The sequence below is a fragment of the Chryseobacterium sp. AG844 genome (assembly GCF_003182335.1).
In the GTDB taxonomy this organism is placed as follows: Bacteria; Bacteroidota; Bacteroidia; order Flavobacteriales; family Weeksellaceae; genus Chryseobacterium; species Chryseobacterium cupriresistens.
Window position 1 is genome coordinate 79,047 of sequence record NZ_QGTV01000012.1, and the last position, 18,920, is coordinate 97,966.

At 35.6% G+C, this 18,920-nt stretch carries 21 protein-coding genes; 10 read left to right on the forward strand and 11 right to left on the reverse strand.

Features of this window, described 5'->3' with window-relative positions:
• Nucleotides 1-3 precede the first annotated feature (3 nt).
• The 5 genes from atpH to DEU40_RS13280 form a co-directional block, all read right to left on the reverse strand.
• On the reverse strand, nt 4-543 hold the full coding sequence (atpH, locus tag DEU40_RS13260) for an ATP synthase F1 subunit delta (protein WP_110010269.1): 540 nt from the start codon (nt 541-543) through the stop codon (nt 4-6).
• A gap of 2 nt (nt 544-545) precedes the next feature.
• On the reverse strand, nt 546-1,043 hold the full coding sequence (locus DEU40_RS13265; protein WP_047429825.1) for a F0F1 ATP synthase subunit B: 498 nt from the start codon (nt 1,041-1,043) through the stop codon (nt 546-548).
• Between the two features lie 83 nt (nt 1,044-1,126).
• Nucleotides 1,127-1,321, reverse strand: coding sequence for an ATP synthase F0 subunit C (atpE, locus tag DEU40_RS13270; RefSeq protein WP_002979108.1), 195 nt, complete (start codon nt 1,319-1,321; stop codon nt 1,127-1,129).
• A 47-nt stretch (nt 1,322-1,368) separates the two neighbouring features.
• Nucleotides 1,369-2,466, reverse strand: coding sequence for a F0F1 ATP synthase subunit A (gene atpB, locus DEU40_RS13275; protein ID WP_110010270.1), 1,098 nt, complete (start codon nt 2,464-2,466; stop codon nt 1,369-1,371).
• Between the two features lie 59 nt (nt 2,467-2,525).
• Nucleotides 2,526-2,897: a hypothetical protein gene (locus DEU40_RS13280; RefSeq protein WP_110010271.1), complete on the reverse strand. Its 372-nt coding sequence runs from the start codon at nt 2,895-2,897 to the stop codon at nt 2,526-2,528.
• Nucleotides 2,898-3,073: 176 nt separating this feature from the next.
• On the opposite strand from DEU40_RS13280, the gene ffh reads away from it, so the two are divergent.
• Entirely contained in the window at nt 3,074-4,435 is a 1,362-nt protein-coding gene (gene ffh / locus DEU40_RS13285) for a signal recognition particle protein (RefSeq protein WP_110010272.1), read from the forward strand.
• Between the two features lie 82 nt (nt 4,436-4,517).
• Here ffh and DEU40_RS13290 read toward each other — a convergent pair whose 3' ends face one another.
• The 5 genes from DEU40_RS13290 to DEU40_RS13310 all read right to left on the reverse strand — a co-directional run bounded on the left by DEU40_RS13290 (nt 4,518) and on the right by DEU40_RS13310 (nt 8,747).
• Nucleotides 4,518-5,180 (reverse strand): OmpW family outer membrane protein, encoded by a 663-nt coding sequence (locus tag DEU40_RS13290; RefSeq protein ID WP_110010273.1) that lies wholly within the window; start codon nt 5,178-5,180, stop codon nt 4,518-4,520.
• Between the two features lie 83 nt (nt 5,181-5,263).
• A complete protein-coding gene (locus tag DEU40_RS13295) occupies nt 5,264-5,920 on the reverse strand; it encodes an outer membrane beta-barrel protein (protein WP_110010274.1) in 657 nt (218 codons plus the stop codon).
• 458 nt (nt 5,921-6,378) lie between these two features.
• A complete protein-coding gene (locus tag DEU40_RS13300; RefSeq protein ID WP_110010275.1) occupies nt 6,379-6,876 on the reverse strand; it encodes a hypothetical protein in 498 nt (165 codons plus the stop codon).
• A 132-nt stretch (nt 6,877-7,008) separates the two neighbouring features.
• Nucleotides 7,009-7,671, reverse strand: a complete 663-nt coding sequence (locus DEU40_RS13305; RefSeq protein WP_110010276.1) for a porin family protein — start codon at nt 7,669-7,671, stop codon at nt 7,009-7,011.
• Between the two features lie 116 nt (nt 7,672-7,787).
• Nucleotides 7,788-8,747 (reverse strand): PhoH family protein, encoded by a 960-nt coding sequence (locus tag DEU40_RS13310; RefSeq protein WP_002979097.1) that lies wholly within the window; start codon nt 8,745-8,747, stop codon nt 7,788-7,790.
• A 133-nt stretch (nt 8,748-8,880) separates the two neighbouring features.
• Here DEU40_RS13310 and DEU40_RS13315 point away from each other — a divergent pair, with 133 nt between their 5' ends.
• The 8 genes from DEU40_RS13315 to rplI all read left to right on the forward strand — a co-directional run bounded on the left by DEU40_RS13315 (nt 8,881) and on the right by rplI (nt 16,377).
• On the forward strand, nt 8,881-9,708 hold the full coding sequence (locus DEU40_RS13315; protein WP_062675025.1) for an S-adenosyl-l-methionine hydroxide adenosyltransferase family protein: 828 nt from the start codon (nt 8,881-8,883) through the stop codon (nt 9,706-9,708).
• Nucleotides 9,709-9,771: 63 nt separating this feature from the next.
• Nucleotides 9,772-11,079: a dihydrolipoamide acetyltransferase family protein gene (locus DEU40_RS13320; protein ID WP_110010277.1), complete on the forward strand. Its 1,308-nt coding sequence runs from the start codon at nt 9,772-9,774 to the stop codon at nt 11,077-11,079.
• Nucleotides 11,080-11,258: 179 nt separating this feature from the next.
• Nucleotides 11,259-12,692, forward strand: a complete 1,434-nt coding sequence (locus DEU40_RS13325) for a serine hydrolase domain-containing protein (RefSeq protein ID WP_110010278.1) — start codon at nt 11,259-11,261, stop codon at nt 12,690-12,692.
• Between the two features lie 262 nt (nt 12,693-12,954).
• The gene (locus DEU40_RS13330) at nt 12,955-13,563 is read left to right on the forward strand and encodes a hypothetical protein (protein WP_110010279.1); all 609 of its coding nucleotides are present in this window, start codon (nt 12,955-12,957) and stop codon (nt 13,561-13,563) included.
• 42 nt (nt 13,564-13,605) lie between these two features.
• Nucleotides 13,606-14,979, forward strand: a complete 1,374-nt coding sequence (locus DEU40_RS13335; protein WP_110010280.1) for a chloride channel protein — start codon at nt 13,606-13,608, stop codon at nt 14,977-14,979.
• A gap of 113 nt (nt 14,980-15,092) precedes the next feature.
• On the forward strand, nt 15,093-15,434 hold the full coding sequence (gene rpsF / locus DEU40_RS13340) for a 30S ribosomal protein S6 (protein WP_034695444.1): 342 nt from the start codon (nt 15,093-15,095) through the stop codon (nt 15,432-15,434).
• Between the two features lie 32 nt (nt 15,435-15,466).
• Nucleotides 15,467-15,769, forward strand: a complete 303-nt coding sequence (rpsR, locus tag DEU40_RS13345; protein WP_002979091.1) for a 30S ribosomal protein S18 — start codon at nt 15,467-15,469, stop codon at nt 15,767-15,769.
• A gap of 110 nt (nt 15,770-15,879) precedes the next feature.
• On the forward strand, nt 15,880-16,377 hold the full coding sequence (rplI, locus tag DEU40_RS13350; protein WP_047429787.1) for a 50S ribosomal protein L9: 498 nt from the start codon (nt 15,880-15,882) through the stop codon (nt 16,375-16,377).
• Between the two features lie 265 nt (nt 16,378-16,642).
• Here the strand turns inward: rplI and DEU40_RS13355 are convergent, their stop codons facing one another.
• Nucleotides 16,643-17,446: a helix-turn-helix domain-containing protein gene (locus tag DEU40_RS13355; protein WP_110010281.1), complete on the reverse strand. Its 804-nt coding sequence runs from the start codon at nt 17,444-17,446 to the stop codon at nt 16,643-16,645.
• Between the two features lie 214 nt (nt 17,447-17,660).
• Here DEU40_RS13355 and DEU40_RS13360 point away from each other — a divergent pair, with 214 nt between their 5' ends.
• Nucleotides 17,661-18,917, forward strand: coding sequence for a TolC family protein (locus DEU40_RS13360; RefSeq protein ID WP_110010282.1), 1,257 nt, complete (start codon nt 17,661-17,663; stop codon nt 18,915-18,917).
• Nucleotides 18,918-18,920 lie beyond the last annotated feature (3 nt).

Consider the following 18,920-nt stretch of genomic DNA (forward strand, 5'->3'; position numbering starts at 1 on the left):
TTCTTAATTTAATTGGAAATCTTTTTTAACTTGGTTCAATTTTGTCTTCACAGACGCATCTACCTGCTGGTCACCTACTCTCAGAATATATCCTCCAAGAATTTCAGGCTTCACATTTACTTTCAGATCAAAGTTTGAATCAGCATTTACAAGATTTGTAGATCTTAAAATCTGGTCAAGGTTTTCTTTTGAAAGCGGAGTTGCTGTAGTAAGCGTTACTCTTTGTACACCACTAAGGTCTTCTACTTTGTTGATAAATTCCTGAGCAATATTTTTCAATTGGCTTTCACGTCCGTGTTTAATAACCAATCTGATCAGGTTTTGAGAAGAAACAGATAAACCTTTGAATATTTCGTTTGCTACTTCTATTTTCTTTTTAGAATCGATGTAAGGAGTAAGGAAAAATCTGTTTAAATCTTTAGATCCAGCCATTACCTTTACTACATCTTTCATTTCAGAAAATACAGTAGCCGTTTGCCCAGCTTCGTTGGTGAAGTCAAGTAAACCTTGTGCGTATCTTTTAGCTACTTTAGATGTAAGCATTCTTAGTTAAGGTTTGATTTGTTTAAATAATTTTGAACTAATTCGTTTTGAGCTTCGCTGTTATCTAGCTTTTGCTTCAAGATAGACTCGGCAATGTTTACAGATAAAGTACCAATCTGAGTTTTGATGTCTGCCATTGCAGCATTTTTCTCAGCGTTGATAGTCTGTTTAGCAGCTTCGATCATTTTGTCTCCTTCAGCTTTAGCAGCATCTTTAGCTTCCCCTACGATTCTGTCTTTAATTTCTCTGGCTTCTTTAAGGATCGCATCTCTTTCAATTTTAGCTTCACGAATGATTCTTTCGTTATCCTCTTTTAAAGTTTCCATTTCTTTTCTAGCTAATTTAGCTTGATTAAGAGCGTCAACAATAGATGTTTCTCTGTCATTGATAGAATTTAAAATAGGCTTCCAAGCGAATTTACCTAACAAAAATAATAGTGCTAGAAAAATAACAGACTGGATAATAAATAGTCCTGATGAAAACTGATGAATTAATTCCATTATATAAATGTATAAATAATTATTACTTTTTTTAAAGAACCACTATCTGTAACCAACCGTCACAGATAATGGTTTGAATTTAATTAGTTTACTGCGAATAGAGCAGCAAACGCAACACCTTCTACAAGTGCAGCTGCGATAAGCATAGCTGTTTGGATTTTTCCAGATTGCTCAGGTTGTCTAGCGATAGCTTCAAGAGCAGCAGCTCCGATTTTACCAAGACCGATACCTACACCTAGTACTACGATACCAGCACCTACAATTTTAGGGATTTCCATAATATATAATTTTAAAAAATTTGTTTTACTTTAATTTATAATTTCAATTAGTGAGCTGCATGATGTTCGTGCTCGTGCTCTTCTACTGCCATTCCGATAAACAGTGCTGATAACATTGTAAAGATATAAGCCTGTAGGAATGCTACCAATACTTCAAGTAAATAAATCACCAATGTAAGGAAAGGGAATGCAACACCTGCGATAAAATTCTTAAATACATAGATCAGCCCGATCAAACTCATTACTACGATGTGTCCTGCAGTCATGTTGGCGAAAAGTCGGATCATCAAAGCGAATGGTTTAGTGATTGTTCCTAATAATTCGATTGGAAGCATGATCAGTTTCATTGGAACTGGCACCCCTGGCATCCAGAAGATATGTTTCCAGTAATCTTTATTCGCTGAGAATGTCGTAATCAGATATGTAAGGATAGCTAAGAAGAATGTCATTGTAATATTACCTGTAACATTGATTCCAAAAGGCATTAATCCAAGAACGTTAAGGAAAAGAATAAAGAAGAACACTGTTAATAAATAACCCATGAATCTCTTATACTTGTGCCCGATATTAGGAATAGCAACTTCGTCTCTTACAAAGATAATTAATGGCTCTAAGAATCTTGCTGCTCCTGTAGGAACTACTGACTTCTTATAAGATTTAGCCATTCCAACAAACAATACAAACATAAAGATTGACACTAATAAAATAATCAATACACTTTTTGTAATAGAAAGATCTAAAGGCTTTACATTCGTAGGATGACCGTCTTCACCAAGTGTTAAAGTTCCAGCAGCATCAGTCTTATAGATTTTCTCGTGGTGCAATACATAAAAAGAACCATCTACTTCAGTAGGCTCCCCGTGCATGAACCCTTCTTTGTTACTCATGAAAGAGTGGAAACCGTTATCATAAATAATAACAGGAAGAGGAAAACCGATGTGGTGACCTTCTTTATCAACCATCAATGTGAAATCATGTGCATCCAATAAGTGATGATCGATGAACTCTTTGTTTTCTTTGCTTACTTTGTCTTTCTCTGAAAGCTCTTGAGCAGGAGCTGCCCCAGCAGCAGCCTCTCCGTGCTGTGCAGACACTAAGTTTAATACAAAAATACTGTAGAATAAAACTGCGAATTTCTTAAACATTGATAGGTTTTTTTCGTTGTGCAAAAATATGATATTTTTTCTAGTTTCAATAAATAATTTTACTGTTTTTTATCATGATTAATCAGCTTGATTGCATAGTACGTAAGCAGTGCTGTCAGGACAAAATAAGGCATGATAAAATGGAATTTGTAGCCGGGAATCACTTCAAAGTTCAGTTTTTTTCTGATTAAGTACATTAAACCGAATTTTAAAAGGATCAAACCAATAACAGACAATCCCAAAAATTCCGGTGCTACTCTATTGATTAAGATAATAAGAGTGATCATCATCATAAACATGACACTTAGAAAAAGGTAAAATTTAATGACCACTATCTCATCCAGGTGAAAAACAAATTTCCAAAGGGAAAAATGCACCAGGAAGGTCAGAAAGAATAAAACGACAACAAGAATATTGGGATTAATTTTCATTCTATATTTTAATTGATCGCAAAAATAGACTTTTTCTATCGTATTATACTATGATTTGATATTTATCATTTTTCTTATTTGTAATAATATTACGTGTATATATAATATTACGTGTTCAAACACTTTGGATATCCTAAAAATTCCTTATTTTTGCAAACCTATAATTTACAATAAATATGTTTAATAGTTTACAGGATAAATTAGACAAGGCATTACACAATATTTCCGGTAGAGGAAAAATTACTGAAATCAATGTGGCGGAAACCGTAAAAGAGATCCGTAGAGCATTGGTAGATGCCGACGTTAACTATAAAGTTGCGAAAGATCTTACAAAGAGAGTTCAGGATAAAGCATTAGGAGAAAACGTTCTTACTTCCCTTACTCCGGGACAGCTGATGACGAAAATTGTTCATGATGAGCTGGTAGACCTGATGGGAGGTTCTCAGGAAGGAATTAATCTTTCAGGAAAACCTACTGTAATCCTTATTGCCGGTCTTCAGGGATCTGGTAAAACCACTTTCTCAGGAAAGCTTGCTAATTATTTACAGACAAAAAGAAATAAAAAACCATTATTGGTAGCATGTGACGTTTACCGTCCTGCTGCGATTGACCAGCTGAAAGTATTGGGAGGACAGATCAAAGTTCCTGTTTATACTGAAGAAGGCGCTACCAATCCATCTACCATTGCTGAAAACGCGATCAATTTCGCAAAATCAAACGGTCATGATGTTGTGATCGTGGATACAGCAGGTCGTCTAGCTATTGATGAGCAGATGATGAACGAGATCAAATCCGTACATTATTTCATCAAACCGCAGGAGACTCTTTTCGTAGTTGACTCAATGACTGGTCAGGATGCTGTAAATACAGCAAAAGCATTCAACGATGCCTTGAACTTTGACGGAGTTGTTTTAACAAAATTAGATGGTGACACTCGTGGTGGAGCGGCTTTAACGATCCGTTCTGTTGTTGAGAAACCAATTAAGTTCATCTCTACAGGAGAAAAAATGGAAGCTTTGGATCTTTTCTATCCGGAAAGAATGGCGGACAGAATTCTGGGAATGGGAGACGTTGTTTCCTTAGTAGAAAGAGCTCAGGAGCAGTTTGATGAGGAAGAAGCTAAAAAACTTCACAAAAAAATTGCTAAAAACGAGTTTGGTTTTGACGATTTCCTTAAACAGATCAACCAGATCAAGAAGATGGGTAATATGAAGGATCTGATGGGAATGATTCCTGGGGTTGGAAAAGCGATTAAAGACGTAGAAATAAGTGATGACGCATTCAAACACATTGAAGCCATCATCTATTCTATGACGCCTGAAGAAAGAAGAAGACCTTCTATCATCAATACTCAGAGAAAAGCCAGAATTGCTAAAGGAGCAGGAAGAAAAATCGAAGATGTGAACCAATTGATGAAGCAGTTTGATCAGATGGGTAAAATGATGAAGATGATGCAGGGACCTCAGGGAAAACAAATGATGCAGATGATGAGCAAAATGCCGAATATGCCTGGAATGGGTGGAATGTTTGGAAAATAACAAAAGAACATATTTAAAATATAAAAATCCGACTCAAAATTTGAGTCGGATTTTTTTGTTTTTTTATCTTTAAATAAGCTGATTATTTATCAGATTTCTGAGCCTTTCCTTTGATAAAATAAGAGAAACCAACGTTAACCCCGAAAGTTTTGATATTCGTTTTAACATCAGTATTCATAATAGTTTCTTTGTTTGAGAACTGATCATAGGAAATACCCAAATTGATTCCTAAAGACTGAGTCGCCATATAAGTTACCCCTCCTTTTACTCCCCACGCCAAACCATCCGTAGTATTCTCTGTATCCTGCATTAATAAAGGATCAACGCCTTCATTATTGATATTGCTATTATAAAAAGAATATTTCGTCTTATTGGATGCATATCCAATACCTGCACCTAAAAATGGTACAAGCTTGCTGGAATTGGTAAAATAATAAGTAGCTGTAGGCATTACAGAGAACGTAGAATTTGTAGATTTAACACCTTGATATTTAGTAGTAGTATTAAAATACCCTAAGTCGATACCAACTGCTAATTTATCAATAACAAAATACCCTACAGAAGGTGTAATTGAAAATGAGTTTACTTTAGGTCCGTCAACAGAGTTCCCTCCTACTTTTACAGTAGTTGTAGTGTTGTTAAAACCCATCCCGGTGTTCCCACTGATCACCCAGTCTCCTTTAGTCATTTGGGCATTAGAAAGCCCGAAAAGTGCCACAGCACCTGCTAATAATAATTTCTTCATGGTTATTATATAAAAAAATGTTTCCAAAAATACAAAAAAACCCCGAGAAAATCTCAGGGTTCTATTGTTATATGCTTTGTTTATTATTTTGCAAATACATATTTAACTCCGAAAGTTACAGAAGATAAATTCAATCCGAAGTTGTAGTTGTTTGTAGCATCACCATCTTTTGGCTTGTAGTTGCTATAACCGAACTCACCGATAGTAGCTTCGATAGACCAGTTTTTGTTTAAGAAATAATCTAAACCTGGCTTCACAGTAACACCGATTTTAGTGTATTTAGCTTCAGTAGAAGTAGAGTTTGTAACAACTGTATTTCCAGTAGTAGTTACAGTGTTGTCTTCAGTTTCAGTTTTTCCAAACTGCATAGGCACTGCTAATTGTCCGAAGAAATATAACTTGTCAGATAAAGTCCAGTATTTTCTTACGAATGGAGCAACAACAAAAGCTGGAGTTTTAGTTACTTTGTCGTTTACGATTGTAGTGTTTGGTAAAGTTGCTGTAGTAGTTACAGTGTTCTTTTCAGTTTGGTAACCAACTCCTAGACCGATTGCTAGGTTAGTGTTTACGAAATATCCAACTGTAGGTAATACGTTGAAGTTTTCTTTTTTAATGTTACCGTTGTTAGTTTCTTCTTGAGAATAACCAACAGATCCTGATAAATATGTAGTTCCTTTAGCAATCTGAGCGTTTGATAAACCAAAAAGTGCAACAGCACCCGCTAATAATATTTTTTTCATTGTAAAAAATTTTAATACTTTCTGAGGGCAAATTTACAGTGGTCCCCAGTAATATTAAAATTTGTTAATGTGATTAATATCATTACTAAAATATAGGGTTTTATAAAAATAAATCCTAGTTAAGAGATGTTATTAAGTTTTTCACAATTTTATGAATAAAAAAATCACTTTTTTTCAACAAGAGCTTAATATATTTAGTTTTTTAAATTTTGTATTTTTTAGCAAAAGCCCATAAATTCTGGTGAAATGCTAAAGCACATTAACTTAAACTTCTTATTTTAAAGCTATTAACTCTTAAAATTTAAACAAACGTTTATTATTTGAGATTATTTTTTCTTTTTCTTGGTTGTCACAGCCCCTATAACAAAAGTTCTGATAAAAAATCTGCACAGTCTATAGATAATATAATCAAAAAACTCCGGCCTTCGGCCGGAGTTCTCATATGCAATTGCTTTTTCTTATTTCAAAAAGAAATTAAATCCTAAGTTTACAGCTCCTACGTTCCAATTATGTTTGTACCAACCATAATCACGTGTGTTACTGATAGACTGATATCCGATATACAACTCTCCTTTGGACATCTGGTATCCAAATTTAGGCTGTGCATAGAAACCTCCATCTACCCCATCCTTTGTAGAAATACCATATCCAAGGTCTAATCCTACAAAAACAGGAGCTCCTTTAAACTTATATTTCCCTGAAACAGCTACAGGAACAAATCCGAAATCATCAAAGTTATCTTTTCCAAAGAAATGAGAATATCCTGTTGTTACCCCAAGGTCGAAACCTTTGGCAATATTCCACATATAAGCTGCATCCACTCCTAATGTAAATGAAGATACATCACTTGCATCAGATACAGGCACTCCAATATGTCCACCCAATTTGAAACCTTCCTGTGCCTGAGCAACACCTCCTAAAAGTGCAAAAGCACCTAGTAATAATAGTTTTTTCATTTTTTTAAGTTTAAATTTTACCCTGCAAAAATACTAATTATTTTCATCATTAGAATAAAATTGCCTTATAACACAAAAGCAGGACAAAATTTGTCCTGCTTTTAATATCATTTAAAAGTAAATTTTTCAGAATTAATTTCCTCCGAATTTGAAACCTACACCTACCTGAGCAAAACTATTCTTTACAGTACCTCCGCTGTTGTCATTGGATAGGTTGGATACTCCTAAGCTGTATCTTGCATCAAAGAAAAGTCCGTTTTCCAGCATATATTCAACCCCTAAGAAAGGGGCAAGATTTAAAGACTTGATATCTTTTTTAATATCTACATCACCGGTATCTCCTTCCATTTCTACGTCAAGGAAATCTGAACCTATTACAGTCTTTTGTTTAGCAGTAAGGATAATTCCTACGTTAAGACCTGCAGCTACAGAGAATCCTTCTGTAATAAAGTATTTTGCAGAAACAGGAACCAAAAGAGTTCCAAAAGTTACTTTAGTTGATTCACCAAAATACATTCCTCCAGCATTTACTCCATCAATTTTCTCCTTGGCTCCAAGTGGTGAATACAAAACTTCTCCCTGAACTGCAAAGTTATCATTGAATTTGTACTCAGCCATTCCACCAATATAGAAAGTATATTTAGGAGACATTTTTCTTCCGTCAAGATCATCTTGCTTATCGTCTAGTTTAATAGTAGACATTGCGAAACCGGCTTTTGGACCAAATCTAAATTCCTGTGCGTTGGCACAAATTCCCATAGCAGCGACTGCTGCAACAAGTAAAAGTTTTTTCATGTTTAGTTAGTTTTACATTTAAGGTGTGCAAAACTAACTATTTTTTTCAAATTAACAAATTTTAACCAACTAATTTAAGGTTAATAAAAGGTTAACAGAAACTTTTACTCATTTTACTAGTCGTTTCTTAGTCTTTTCTCTTCGTCGTTATAGGCAAGGATAATCTTTCTTACCACCGGGTGTCTTACCACATCTTCTTCTGTAAGGTGTACAAATCCTATTTCTTTTACTCCATTTAAAATTCTCATGGCCTCTTTCAGTCCGGACTGCTGGTTTTTCGGAAGGTCAATCTGACTTGGATCTCCCGTGATAATGAACTTGGCATTCATTCCCATTCTGGTAAGAAACATTTTCATCTGAGCATGAGTGGTGTTCTGTGCTTCATCCAAAATCACAAAAGCATCATCCAGTGTACGCCCTCTCATGAAGGCCAATGGTGCTACTTCAATCACTTTCTTCTCCATGAAACCTTCCAGTTTCTCATGGGGAATCATATCACGAAGTGCATCGTACAAAGGTTGTAAATACGGATCCAGCTTTTCTTTAAGGTCACCAGGAAGGAATCCAAGACTTTCTCCTGCTTCTACAGCCGGTCTGGTAAGAATAATTCTTTTCACTTCTTTATCTCTTAAAGCCCTCGCTGCCAACGCAACACTGGTATATGTTTTTCCTGTCCCTGCAGGTCCAATGGCGAAAACCATGTCCTTTTTCTCTGTTTCTTTTACCAGCTTTTTAAGATTGGTCGTCTTTGCCTTAATTACTTTGCCGTTGACTCCTTTTACGATAATATCCTGGTCGAATACCAGTTGTTTCTCGTTTTCGTCTTTAATATTCAATATATTTTCAACATCTTTCAGTCCTATTGAATTGTTTTTGGAGATAAAACTGACAATATCATCCAGTTTTTGCTTCAGTATGTCTAAAGCTTCCTGATTTCCCATGGCAAAGATAAAATGATCTCTTCCTGTAATTTTAATGGTTGGAAAGCTTGATTTTATTAAGTTGAAATATTGGTTATTAACTCCATAGAAGATTTTCGCATCGATATCTTCCAAATCATATGTTAATTCAAACATGCAGTATTTTTATTTTTAGATTTTAAAATTAAAGCTTTTTTTCAAATTTATATCAAATTCTTTTCAACAATCTTTCGGGCTTTCTTTTTATTTTAAATAACTTTGCAATACTACACTATTCTATAAATTGCTCATGTCAATTATTACCCTTACTTCGGATTTCGGAAATTTAGATTACAGAGTTGCTGCTGTGAAAGGCAAAATTCTGTCTCTAAACCCTGAGGTTAATATTATTGATATCACCCACGAAATCCAGGCATTCAATCTTATACAGACTTCATATATTGTAAGAAATGCTTATAAATATTTTCCCAAAGGAAGCATTCACATTCTTTCTGTAGACAGTTTTTACAGCAAATCAAGAAAGAATATCCTCTATAAAGCAGACGGATCTTACTTCCTGGCGGCAGACAACGGCCTTTTGAGCCTTATATTTTTTGATATAAAACCGGAAGCCATCTACGAACTTACGCTGAACAATCGTTTTGACGACGTTATCAACTTTACTTCTACGGACATTTTTGTTCCTGCAGCAGTGCATCTTGCCAATGGCGGACTTCCTGAAGTGATAGGAAGAAAAATCAGCACAGCAAAACAGCTGATGTTCCCGCGGGCGGTTTATAATGAATCGGAAGGAATGATTATTGGTGAAGTGACCTATATTGATAATTTCGGAAATATAATATCAAATATCAATAAAGATTTTTTTGAGAATATCAGTAAAGGTTACAACAGTTTTACCATAAAATTCAGAAATTTAAGCCTTTCAAGAATATTTTCCAGCCATACAGAAGTTGTTTCAGACTGGAAAAGGGAGACCGAATTCCACGGACAGTCTGCAGCGATCTTCAATGATAGTCAGTTATTGGAGCTTACTATCTACAAAGGAAGCAAGAAAAACGGTGCTAAAAGCCTTTTTGGACTGAATGTGGGAGAAAATATTTATATCGAATTCAGCTAAGATTATATATTTCTTAAAAAAACCGATTTTTTTTATATATTTGTCAAAATCTAAAAATCAAAAATGGCAGAATACAAATTATTGCTTCCTTCCATGGGAGAAGGTGTTATGGAAGCGACAATTATCACATGGTTATTCAATGAAGGTGATAACGTAAAGGAGGATGACTCCGTAGTAGAAATTGCAACAGATAAAGTAGATTCAGACGTACCGACACCAGTTTCGGGGAAAATTGTGAAAATTTTAAAGCAAAAAGATGAAGTTGCAAAAGTAGGTGAAGCCATTGCTATTTTAGAAATTGAAGGAGAAGGTACAACTTCAGAAGAAGTAAAAACTGAAACTCCAGCGGCTGCTCCGGATGCTGAAACTTTAAAAGCGATTGAAGAGCCATTGCAAACAGTAGCTGTTTCAAACGTAGAATTCTCGGGAGATCTTTATCTGTCTCCACTTGTAAAATCTATCGCACAACAGGAAAAAATTTCTGAAACTGAACTGAAATCTATCAAAGGAAGCGGTTTGGAAGGAAGAATTACCAAAGAAGATATATTAGCTTATGTTGCCAACAGAGGAAGCCAGCCAGCTCAGCAGGCCGCTCCGGTACAGACAGTTTCTGCTCCACAACCGGCAGTATCAGCTCCGGCAGCTACTATTCCGGTAAGTGCAGGTGATGAGATCATTCCAATGGACAGAATGAGAAAAATCATCGCTGAAAACATGGTGAAAGCAAAACAAATTGCTCCACACGTTACTTCTTTCATTGAAACAGACGTTACCAACGTTGTAAAATGGAGAAATAAAAACAAAGCTGTATTCGAAAAACGTGAAGGTGAAAAACTTACGTTTATGCCTATTTTCGTAAAAGCTGTAGTGAAAGCAATCCAGGATTTCCCAATGATCAACGTTTCTGTAAATGGTGAAAACATCATCAAGAAGAAAAACATCAACATTGGTATGGCTACTGCCCTTCCGGACGGAAACCTTATTGTTCCTGTGATAAAAAATGCAGATCAGTTATCACTTTCCGGTCTTGCAAAAGCCATCAACGATTTAGCGTACAGAGCAAGAAACAAGAAATTGAGACCAGAAGACACTCAGGGAGCTACGTATACAATTTCTAACGTAGGAAGTTTCGGAAACCTTATGGGAACTCCGATTATTCCACAACCTCAGGTAGCTATTCTAGCCATCGGAGCAATCGTTAAGAAGCCTGCAGTTCTTGAAACAGCTGATGGTGACGTAATCGCTATCAGAAACTTAATGTTCATGTCTCACTCTTATGACCACAGAGTGGTAGACGGATCTTTAGGAGGAATGATGCTGAAGCACGTTCACGACTACCTTGAAAACTGGGATCTGAACACAGAGATATAAGTAATGAGTAATCAGCAATGAGTAATTTTGTTGATTTTAAATATTAAACCTTCGAATTTATTCGGAGGTTTTTTTATTGGAAAAAGCTGTAACGTTTTATACAAACAGTTTACAAACGATGTAATGGAGCAAATCGCTCAATTGTCTTATATAAAAACAACAACCTGAATTATCTCAAAATGAAACATATCCTTTTAGCAGTATTTGCATTACAATTTTCTACGACCGCTTTTTCTCAGCAAACCAAACAGTCTAAAATAATTGACAGCTATGTAAAAGAAGCCATGAAAAACAATAAAATACCGGGATTAGCTCTCGGAATTATAAAAGATGGCAAAGTAATTTTTGAGCAATATTATGGAACAGAAAATCTGGAAGATCTAAAAAAAGTAAGTCCAACTTCAATGTTCAGGATATATTCTACTTCAAAATTAACGGCCAATGTCGGCATTTTCCAACTGATTGAGCAGCGAAAGCTGTCTTTAGAGGATAATGTCTCCAAATATGTTGAAAATTTCCCTAAAGAATGGCAGGACGTAAAAGTGAAAAACCTGTTGACCCATTCTTCCGGAATTCCAAATTTCATTGCTTTCGAAGATATTCCTGTTGATGATTCTAATGCAAAAGTGATTGAACGTCTTTCCAAAGAAAAAATGGAGTTTAAAATAGGAAATGAATTCAGATACAATCAAACGAATTACATGCTGCTCACCATGATCATTGAAAAGATTACAGGACAGTCTTTCGATAATTTTATCATTAATAATCAATTTTCTGATACAAAAAATCAGGTCTATTTCTCATCAAATTCCCTTGAGCAGATTCCCAACAGGGTTCAGAAATACAACTACAACAACGAGAAAAAACAATACGAAAAAACGCCATTTGACAACGGTGTAAGATCTCATTCCGGAAATGGATTAGCCATTACCCTTCCTGCCTTTTTACAATGGAGCAGTCATCTCATCAACAATGATTTATTGAATCCAAAGACAAAAGAAATGATGTGGAAACCCTTTGATTACGGCAACAAAAAAGATGTTTTTGCTTATGGATGGGAGATCAGTAAAGCGAATGATATTCCGTCTTATGGTTTTTCCGGTGGAAACGTCAGTGCTTATAGGATTTTCCCACAAAACAACATGGCTATTATTGTGATGTCAAACGGATATAATTTTTTCCCGGCACAGTATTATATTGTCAATCATGTTGCAGCCATCATTGATAAGAATCTTACGGACGCTTATTCTCTTGCTGAAGAATCTATTATTGCCGGATTTGCCCAAAATAACAATCCAAACGCAGAAAAAAACTACTATGCCATTAAGACGAAAAATCCAAAGTGGGATTTTGATGGAACATTGAATAATATCGGCTATATTTTAATGGGAAATTCAAGAATTGAAGAAGCAATTAAAGTTTTTGAACTCAATGCAAAGGAACATCCACAATCCGGAAATGCTTTCGATAGCCTGGGAGAAGGATATTTCAATGCCAAAAACTATCCTTTGGCACTAAAAAATTATAAAAAATCTCTTGAGCTAAACCCTCAAAACAACAACAGTTCTGATATGATTAAGAAAATAGAAGATCTTATGGCCAGGAAAAATTAATTAAAACTGACATTCATTCAATACATAAAGTCCTGACGAAAGTTGGAATTTCTTTTATTTGATTTAAACCTTCTTTATTTTACTGAAAACTGACACTATTCAATTTTTAATTTTGAAAACAATTCAAACAAAATTCAATTTTAATGAAATATCAGCAATTCAACCCAATTCATTTCATATTATAATGACTTTCTTGGAAGCTTAAGTTATTAGTATTAATTTTAAAACAAACAATTTACTCCAATCCAACTTAAATTAAGATATGATAACCAAGCTTTTTGATTTTTCAAATGAAGAAGAGAAATTAATTTCTGAAGTGTATGACAAGCTTTTTGCAATGTATGATATTTCTGTGATTGATATTGAAAACTCTCCTTATAACCAGTTCAAATCGGAGCAAGATGACCTGTCTCCGTTATTTATACCTAAGATTTGCTATTTTGTAACAGATAAGAATAAAGCCTATTCTTTTTATCTTTTTATTGTCAATAAAGGTGGAACCACTTTCAGAGGAGCACGTGCGGACAACCAACCTGATACCCTGCAGATTTGGGGATTAAAAAAAACGGACAACGATTTTGGATTCATTTCTGTCAATAAAAAAAGCCTCGCGGATAAAGTAGCTGGAATTTTCAGTCATTTTAACATTAATTTTAAAGATAATAAGGGTTTTAAAGATTTTTATGTGATCGGAAATGATCCATACAAAACCATGTTATTTTTAGACAACAGGAGAAAAGAAGTGATAAAATCATTTCCCGATGAAGATTTTAAACTTGTAGTTAAAAACAATATGATAAGTTTCGGTTTACCCAAGGAACTTACCGTTGAAAATGCTGAGATGGTTTCAAAATTTCTGGAAGAAATATAAAATCTGTAAAAATCACGTACTTTTACACTTCTAAATTAACAAATGCTGAAAATTTTCGCCCTCATCAAAAAATCTCTTAAAAATTCCTTCGACAATATCCGGAACGAACAGCTGAAGCATAATCTGCTTCAGGCCATTCCCTTTTGGATAGGATCTGTCATAACAGGCTTTTTTGCTGTCATGTACGCCCAGATATTTGCATGGGGTGAACATCTCATGAATTTTATTTTCGACTGGCATGCATGGATGATCTTTATTATTGCACCTGTTGGATTTGTACTTTCCTGGTGGCTGGTGAAAGAATTTGCTCCCAATGCCAAAGGAAGCGGGATTCCTCAGGTGATGGCGGCTGTAGAACTGGCCAATCCGAAAGAACATAGGAAAATCCGGAATCTTTTAAGTATTAAGATTATATTTTTCAAAATCCTTTCCTCCGTTATTCTTGTCATCGGAGGAGGCGCTGTAGGACGTGAAGGACCTACCATCCAGATTGCCGGCTCTGTTTTCAGAAAAGTGAATGAATATCTTCCCGAATGGTGGCCAAAGATTTCCAAAAAAAACATGATTATGACGGGAGCGGCAGCAGGACTTGCAGCAGCATTCAATACTCCGTTGGGAGGAATTGTTTTCGCTGTGGAAGAGCTGTCAAAAACCCATATCAATTACTTTAAAACAGCCTTATTTACAGCAGTAATCATTGCAGGTCTTACCGCTCAAACATTAGCGGGATCTTATTTATATTTAGGATATCCAAAAACCAATGACGTTTCGTTAATGGTGATGTTTCCGATCATGCTGGTGGCAGGTACCGCCGGTATTATGGCCAGCCAGCTAGCTGTTACCATGCTTAAAATCAATAGCTGGAAGAAGAAAAAACTAAAGACAGATAGGGCGAATGTAGTTTTCCTGATTATCTGTGCTTTAATTATTGCTTCAATCGCCTATTTCATCAACAGAGAAGTTCTGGGATCAGGAAAAGAAATTATGGAGCGTGTCCTTTTTACTAAAGATAAACATGAAGACTGGTATGTTCCCATTCTGAGAATGCTGGGGCCTGCCCTTTCCTTTACTTCCGGAGGTGCCGGCGGAATTTTTGCTCCGGCTCTTACTGCGGGAGCAAGTATAGGTTCTGTTATTTCAGGAATTATTCATTTAACACCCAACGAAACCAATGTGGTGATTCTGGGCGGAATGGTTGCTTTCCTTACCGGAATTACAAGAGCCCCGTTTACTTCAGCGATTATTGTGCTGGAAATGACAGACAGACATTCATTGATATTCCACCTTATGCTTGCCGGAATGGTATCCTCTATTGCTTCCATATTAGTAAGCAGACATTCTTTGTATGATGTTTTGAAGGTGAATTTTCTGACGGAAATCAGATCCAATGATGAAACTGAATCCAGAAATCCATAAAAAGATGAATAGACATTCTAAGGAATCGCTAACTATTTCTCCAATCCTCTTGCATATAAGAAATATATTTTCTACTTTTGCACCTCGAAATAATTAACAAATTTTTTAACATTATGAACAATTACGAAACTGTTTTCATTTTAACTCCCGTTCTATCTGAGGCACAGGTAGAGGAAGCAGTGAACAAGTATGTAGATCTAATCAAAGAAAAGAACTGCGAAATCGTTGCTAAAGAAAACTGGGGATTAAAAAAATTAGCTTACCCGATTCAATTGAAAAAGAATGGGTTCTATACTTTAATCGAATTTAAAGGAGAAGGTACTGTAGTTGCTGATTTAGAATTAGCATTTAAGCGTGACGAAAGAGTAATCCGTTACCTTACTACAAAACTTGACAAGCACGCTGTAGAGTACGCTGTAACAAGAAGAGCTAAAGTAAAAGCAGCTAAAGCTTAATTATTAACCCTATTTTTTAAAAAAGACAAGACATGGCAATAGATGAAATGGCTAAACAAGCCTCAGCAGGAGGAGAATCAGAAGTAAAATTCCTTACTCCGCTTGATATCAATACAAAATCTGAAAAGAAATATTGTAGATTCAAAAAATACGGAATTAAGCACGTTGATTACAAAGATGCTGATTTCTTATTACAATTTGTAAACGAGCAAGGTAAAATTTTACCAAGAAGATACACCGGAACTTCTTTAAAATACCAAAGAAAAGTTTCTGCTGCTATCAAAAGAGCAAGACACCTTGCTTTACTACCATACGTAGCTGACTTATTGAAATAAGACAAAAATAAATAAGAGAAGAGGTTTTTCCTCTTCTTTTGTTGCTGAATACATCATTAATTCTAACTTGATTTTAGATACAACCTAAAATCTAAAAAAGGACAACAACAATGGAAATTATCCTAAAAAAAGACGTAGAAAACTTAGGACTTGAGTTTGATACAGTAAATGTAAAGCCAGGTTATGCTAGAAACTTCTTAATTCCTCAAGGAATTGCTCTTTTAGCTACCCCTAAAAACAAAGCTGCTTTAGAAGCTACATTAGAAGCTAGAAAAGAAGAAGAAGCTAAATTAATCGCTGCTGCTAACGCTGTAGTTGAGCAATTGAAGAAAACTTCTATCACGATCCCTGCAAAAGTAGGTGCTGGTGACAAATTATTCGGATCTATCAACAATGCTGATTTATCTGCTGCTTTAGAAAAAGCTGGTGTTTCTGTAGAGAAAAAATACATCAAGATTCCTGGTAACACGATCAAGAGAACTGGTAAATTCGCAGCTCTTATCAGACTTCACAGAAATGTTGAATACAACTACGAGTTTGATATCGTATCTGATGCTCCAGTGGAAGCAGCTCCTAAAAAAGAAGAAGCTAAAACTGAAGAAGCTTAATAAGCAACTGAGAATTTCTCACAATACAAGACCACTTCAATTTATTGAGGTGGTTTTTTATTGAACTACCCCGTCTTTTTGCTTTGCAAAAATCCACCCCTTCAGAGAAGGGGAATGTAGGAAAGCTTAACTGCTATTACTCGTTACATAAGCTTTTCGCAACCTTACCTGTAAGAACAGGCAAGAAAGTTTATCCCGCACTATAAAACCCGTTACCTCGTAACACGCACCCCGTAACCCTCAAACCCTCAAACCCTCCAACTCACTACTTATCCCCTCTCAATTTATGCTGATACTCCGTAGGTGCCATTCCGATTACCTTTTTGAAGATATTACTGAAAGACGAGAGGCTGTTGTACCCTACCATCATGGCAATCTCATACATATTGTATTTCCCTTCCAGCATTAGTTCAAGGGAACGGGTAATTCGCAACGCTCTCAGAAAGCGAACGTAATTCATGCCCAGAATCTCTTTAAATTTCCTGGAAAGGGTTCTTGTACTCATTCCGAATTCTTTTGCCGTAGATTCAATCGTGAGGGGTTTCTCAAGGTTAGCATGAATATATCTTGCAATCTTCAGCAATGTTTCATCTTTTGGAAAAGGGTGTTGTATCGGAAATGCCAGATGTTTATGTTTCTTTTCCTGTAAAACTCCTTTAAGAGCTTTGAGAAAATAATATTTTGAGGTATCATTTTTTGTGATTTTTCCATCCCAGTCTTTAGTATAGAAAATCATCTCACGAAGGAGATTATTGACAGAGTAAATATTGATTTCATCAAAAAAGCCACTTTCATTTTCTTCTTTCTTAAAATAAAAGTTATACAAATCGACTTTGGGGCTGGTTGAAAAAATATAATGCGGTGTACCGGCAGGAATCCACATAAAGCATCTGGCAGGAAGATACCAGTGTTTCTGATCCGTAAAAGCATGCACAATACCGCCTTCTGCATAGACTAATTGTGCTGAACTGTGATAATGAATCTCTGTGGTAACATTTCCTGTGAGCACATGATAGATGTAAAATTCGGCATCATCTTCTTCTACCGCTTTAAAATGGCTGTCGTTCATACTCTAAAGGTAAGAAGAATTTTTAAATTGGCGTAAATGAGCAAATATTTTTCTGTTTTCACAAATAGGGTCTGTAGCTTCTCATCGTAACTTTGCTGCATCAAAATCATTTTAGCAAAAATCCTTTAATTAATTTATGAATATCATATTTAACGCATGCCGGTATATGTGCATTGCGTTGTGCTTATTATTGAGCAGTTTTTTACATTCACAGATGATCGATTACCAGCATCTCGGCTTACAGCAAGCTGTAGAGATTGGTTTGAAAAATAATAAAAACATACAGATCAGTCATCTGAAACAGGAAATGTCCGTGACCAAAGAGAAAGACCTCAAGATGGAGAAACTCCCGGATATTGAATTTCATACGAGCTATAATCAGGTAACCAACCTGTTCCAGCATCAGAATGGCGTATTTAATAAAGCGACCAAGTACGATGTGATTAATGGAATGTATGATTTTACATTATCCGCTTCCATTCCGGTGTACATGGGAGGAAAAATTAAAAATACAGAAAGGAAAGCGGCTATTGACACTGAAATTTCTGCTTTAAAAACCCATCTTGACGAAAGACAGCTTAAAATGTCCATCATTACGGCTTTTCTACAGATCCATCATTTAAAAGAGCAGCAGAGCCTTATTAATGATAAAATGAAGGAAGATTCCGTCAACATCAGGCAGGTAAAAGCATTGAAAGCTAATGGTGTTGTAACGGTCAATGAAGTCTTAAGAACTTCACTACAGCTATCCAACCATAAAATGAGCTGGACGGAACTGGATAACGATATTCAGATTGCAGAGCACAAACTGAAAACAATTCTTTCGCTTCCGGAAAATCAGGAAATGCACGTCAATACAGAAGATCTTATTTCAGACAATGCTGCTATTCCTTATGTTGATGAGCTTACAGAAACAGCTTTAAACAAAAATGAGTCTGTTGAAATCACCCATAAGAATCTTTCTCTTAAGGAACTGGATCAAAAGATTACCAAAGCCAATTATTTACCCAAAATTACCGCTGGCGGAGAATATTTCCTAAAGTATCCGAACATGATGTTTTTCCCCCCGGAACCTTATGCGTATCGTTTGGGAATGGTGGGGGTAAATCTTACCTATCCTATCGAAAATCTGTACAAAAATAAATACAGAATGCAGGAAGCACGGGAAAATATTGATCTTGCCAAACTTCAGATTGAAGAAAACGAGGAAAATGTAAGACACAATGTTTATGAGGCTTATAAAAAGTTTGAAGAGACAGACCAGAAGGTAAAAATTGCTGAAGAAGCGATTAATCAGGCTAAGAAAAACTACCGCATTGTAAAAACAAAATATGCCAATAAGCTAAGTCTCATCACTGAACTGATAGACGCAGACAATGCTTATCTGGAAGCTGAATCTAATCTTATTTCCGTTAAAATCAACAGACAACTTAAATACTACCAACTCCAATATACGATTGGGAACTTATAAAAA

Excerpts from the sequence above, each read along its gene's own strand:
- DEU40_RS13355 (WP_110010281.1), bottom strand. The coding sequence starts at position 17,446 with ATGAACGACAGCCATTTTAAAGCGGTAGAAGAAGATGATGCCGAATTT.
- DEU40_RS13305 (WP_110010276.1), bottom strand. The coding sequence starts at position 7,671 with ATGAAAAAACTTTTACTTGTTGCAGCAGTCGCTGCTATGGGAATTTGT.
- ffh (WP_110010272.1), top strand. The coding sequence starts at position 3,074 with ATGTTTAATAGTTTACAGGATAAATTAGACAAGGCATTACACAATATT.
- DEU40_RS13330 (WP_110010279.1), top strand. The coding sequence starts at position 12,955 with ATGATAACCAAGCTTTTTGATTTTTCAAATGAAGAAGAGAAATTAATT.
- DEU40_RS13315 (WP_062675025.1), top strand. The coding sequence starts at position 8,881 with ATGTCAATTATTACCCTTACTTCGGATTTCGGAAATTTAGATTACAGA.
- rpsF (WP_034695444.1), top strand. The coding sequence starts at position 15,093 with ATGAACAATTACGAAACTGTTTTCATTTTAACTCCCGTTCTATCTGAG.
- DEU40_RS13360 (WP_110010282.1), top strand. The coding sequence starts at position 17,661 with ATGATCGATTACCAGCATCTCGGCTTACAGCAAGCTGTAGAGATTGGT.
- atpE (WP_002979108.1), bottom strand. The coding sequence starts at position 1,321 with ATGGAAATCCCTAAAATTGTAGGTGCTGGTATCGTAGTACTAGGTGTA.
- DEU40_RS13310 (WP_002979097.1), bottom strand. The coding sequence starts at position 8,747 with ATGTTTGAATTAACATATGATTTGGAAGATATCGATGCGAAAATCTTC.
- rpsR (WP_002979091.1), top strand. The coding sequence starts at position 15,467 with ATGGCAATAGATGAAATGGCTAAACAAGCCTCAGCAGGAGGAGAATCA.
- DEU40_RS13265 (WP_047429825.1), bottom strand. The coding sequence starts at position 1,043 with ATGGAATTAATTCATCAGTTTTCATCAGGACTATTTATTATCCAGTCT.
- atpH (WP_110010269.1), bottom strand. The coding sequence starts at position 543 with ATGCTTACATCTAAAGTAGCTAAAAGATACGCACAAGGTTTACTTGAC.
- atpB (WP_110010270.1), bottom strand. The coding sequence starts at position 2,466 with ATGTTTAAGAAATTCGCAGTTTTATTCTACAGTATTTTTGTATTAAAC.
- DEU40_RS13335 (WP_110010280.1), top strand. The coding sequence starts at position 13,606 with ATGCTGAAAATTTTCGCCCTCATCAAAAAATCTCTTAAAAATTCCTTC.
- DEU40_RS13295 (WP_110010274.1), bottom strand. The coding sequence starts at position 5,920 with ATGAAAAAAATATTATTAGCGGGTGCTGTTGCACTTTTTGGTTTATCA.
- DEU40_RS13290 (WP_110010273.1), bottom strand. The coding sequence starts at position 5,180 with ATGAAGAAATTATTATTAGCAGGTGCTGTGGCACTTTTCGGGCTTTCT.
- DEU40_RS13325 (WP_110010278.1), top strand. The coding sequence starts at position 11,259 with ATGAAACATATCCTTTTAGCAGTATTTGCATTACAATTTTCTACGACC.
- DEU40_RS13300 (WP_110010275.1), bottom strand. The coding sequence starts at position 6,876 with ATGAAAAAACTATTATTACTAGGTGCTTTTGCACTTTTAGGAGGTGTT.
- rplI (WP_047429787.1), top strand. The coding sequence starts at position 15,880 with ATGGAAATTATCCTAAAAAAAGACGTAGAAAACTTAGGACTTGAGTTT.
- DEU40_RS13280 (WP_110010271.1), bottom strand. The coding sequence starts at position 2,897 with ATGAAAATTAATCCCAATATTCTTGTTGTCGTTTTATTCTTTCTGACC.
- DEU40_RS13320 (WP_110010277.1), top strand. The coding sequence starts at position 9,772 with ATGGCAGAATACAAATTATTGCTTCCTTCCATGGGAGAAGGTGTTATG.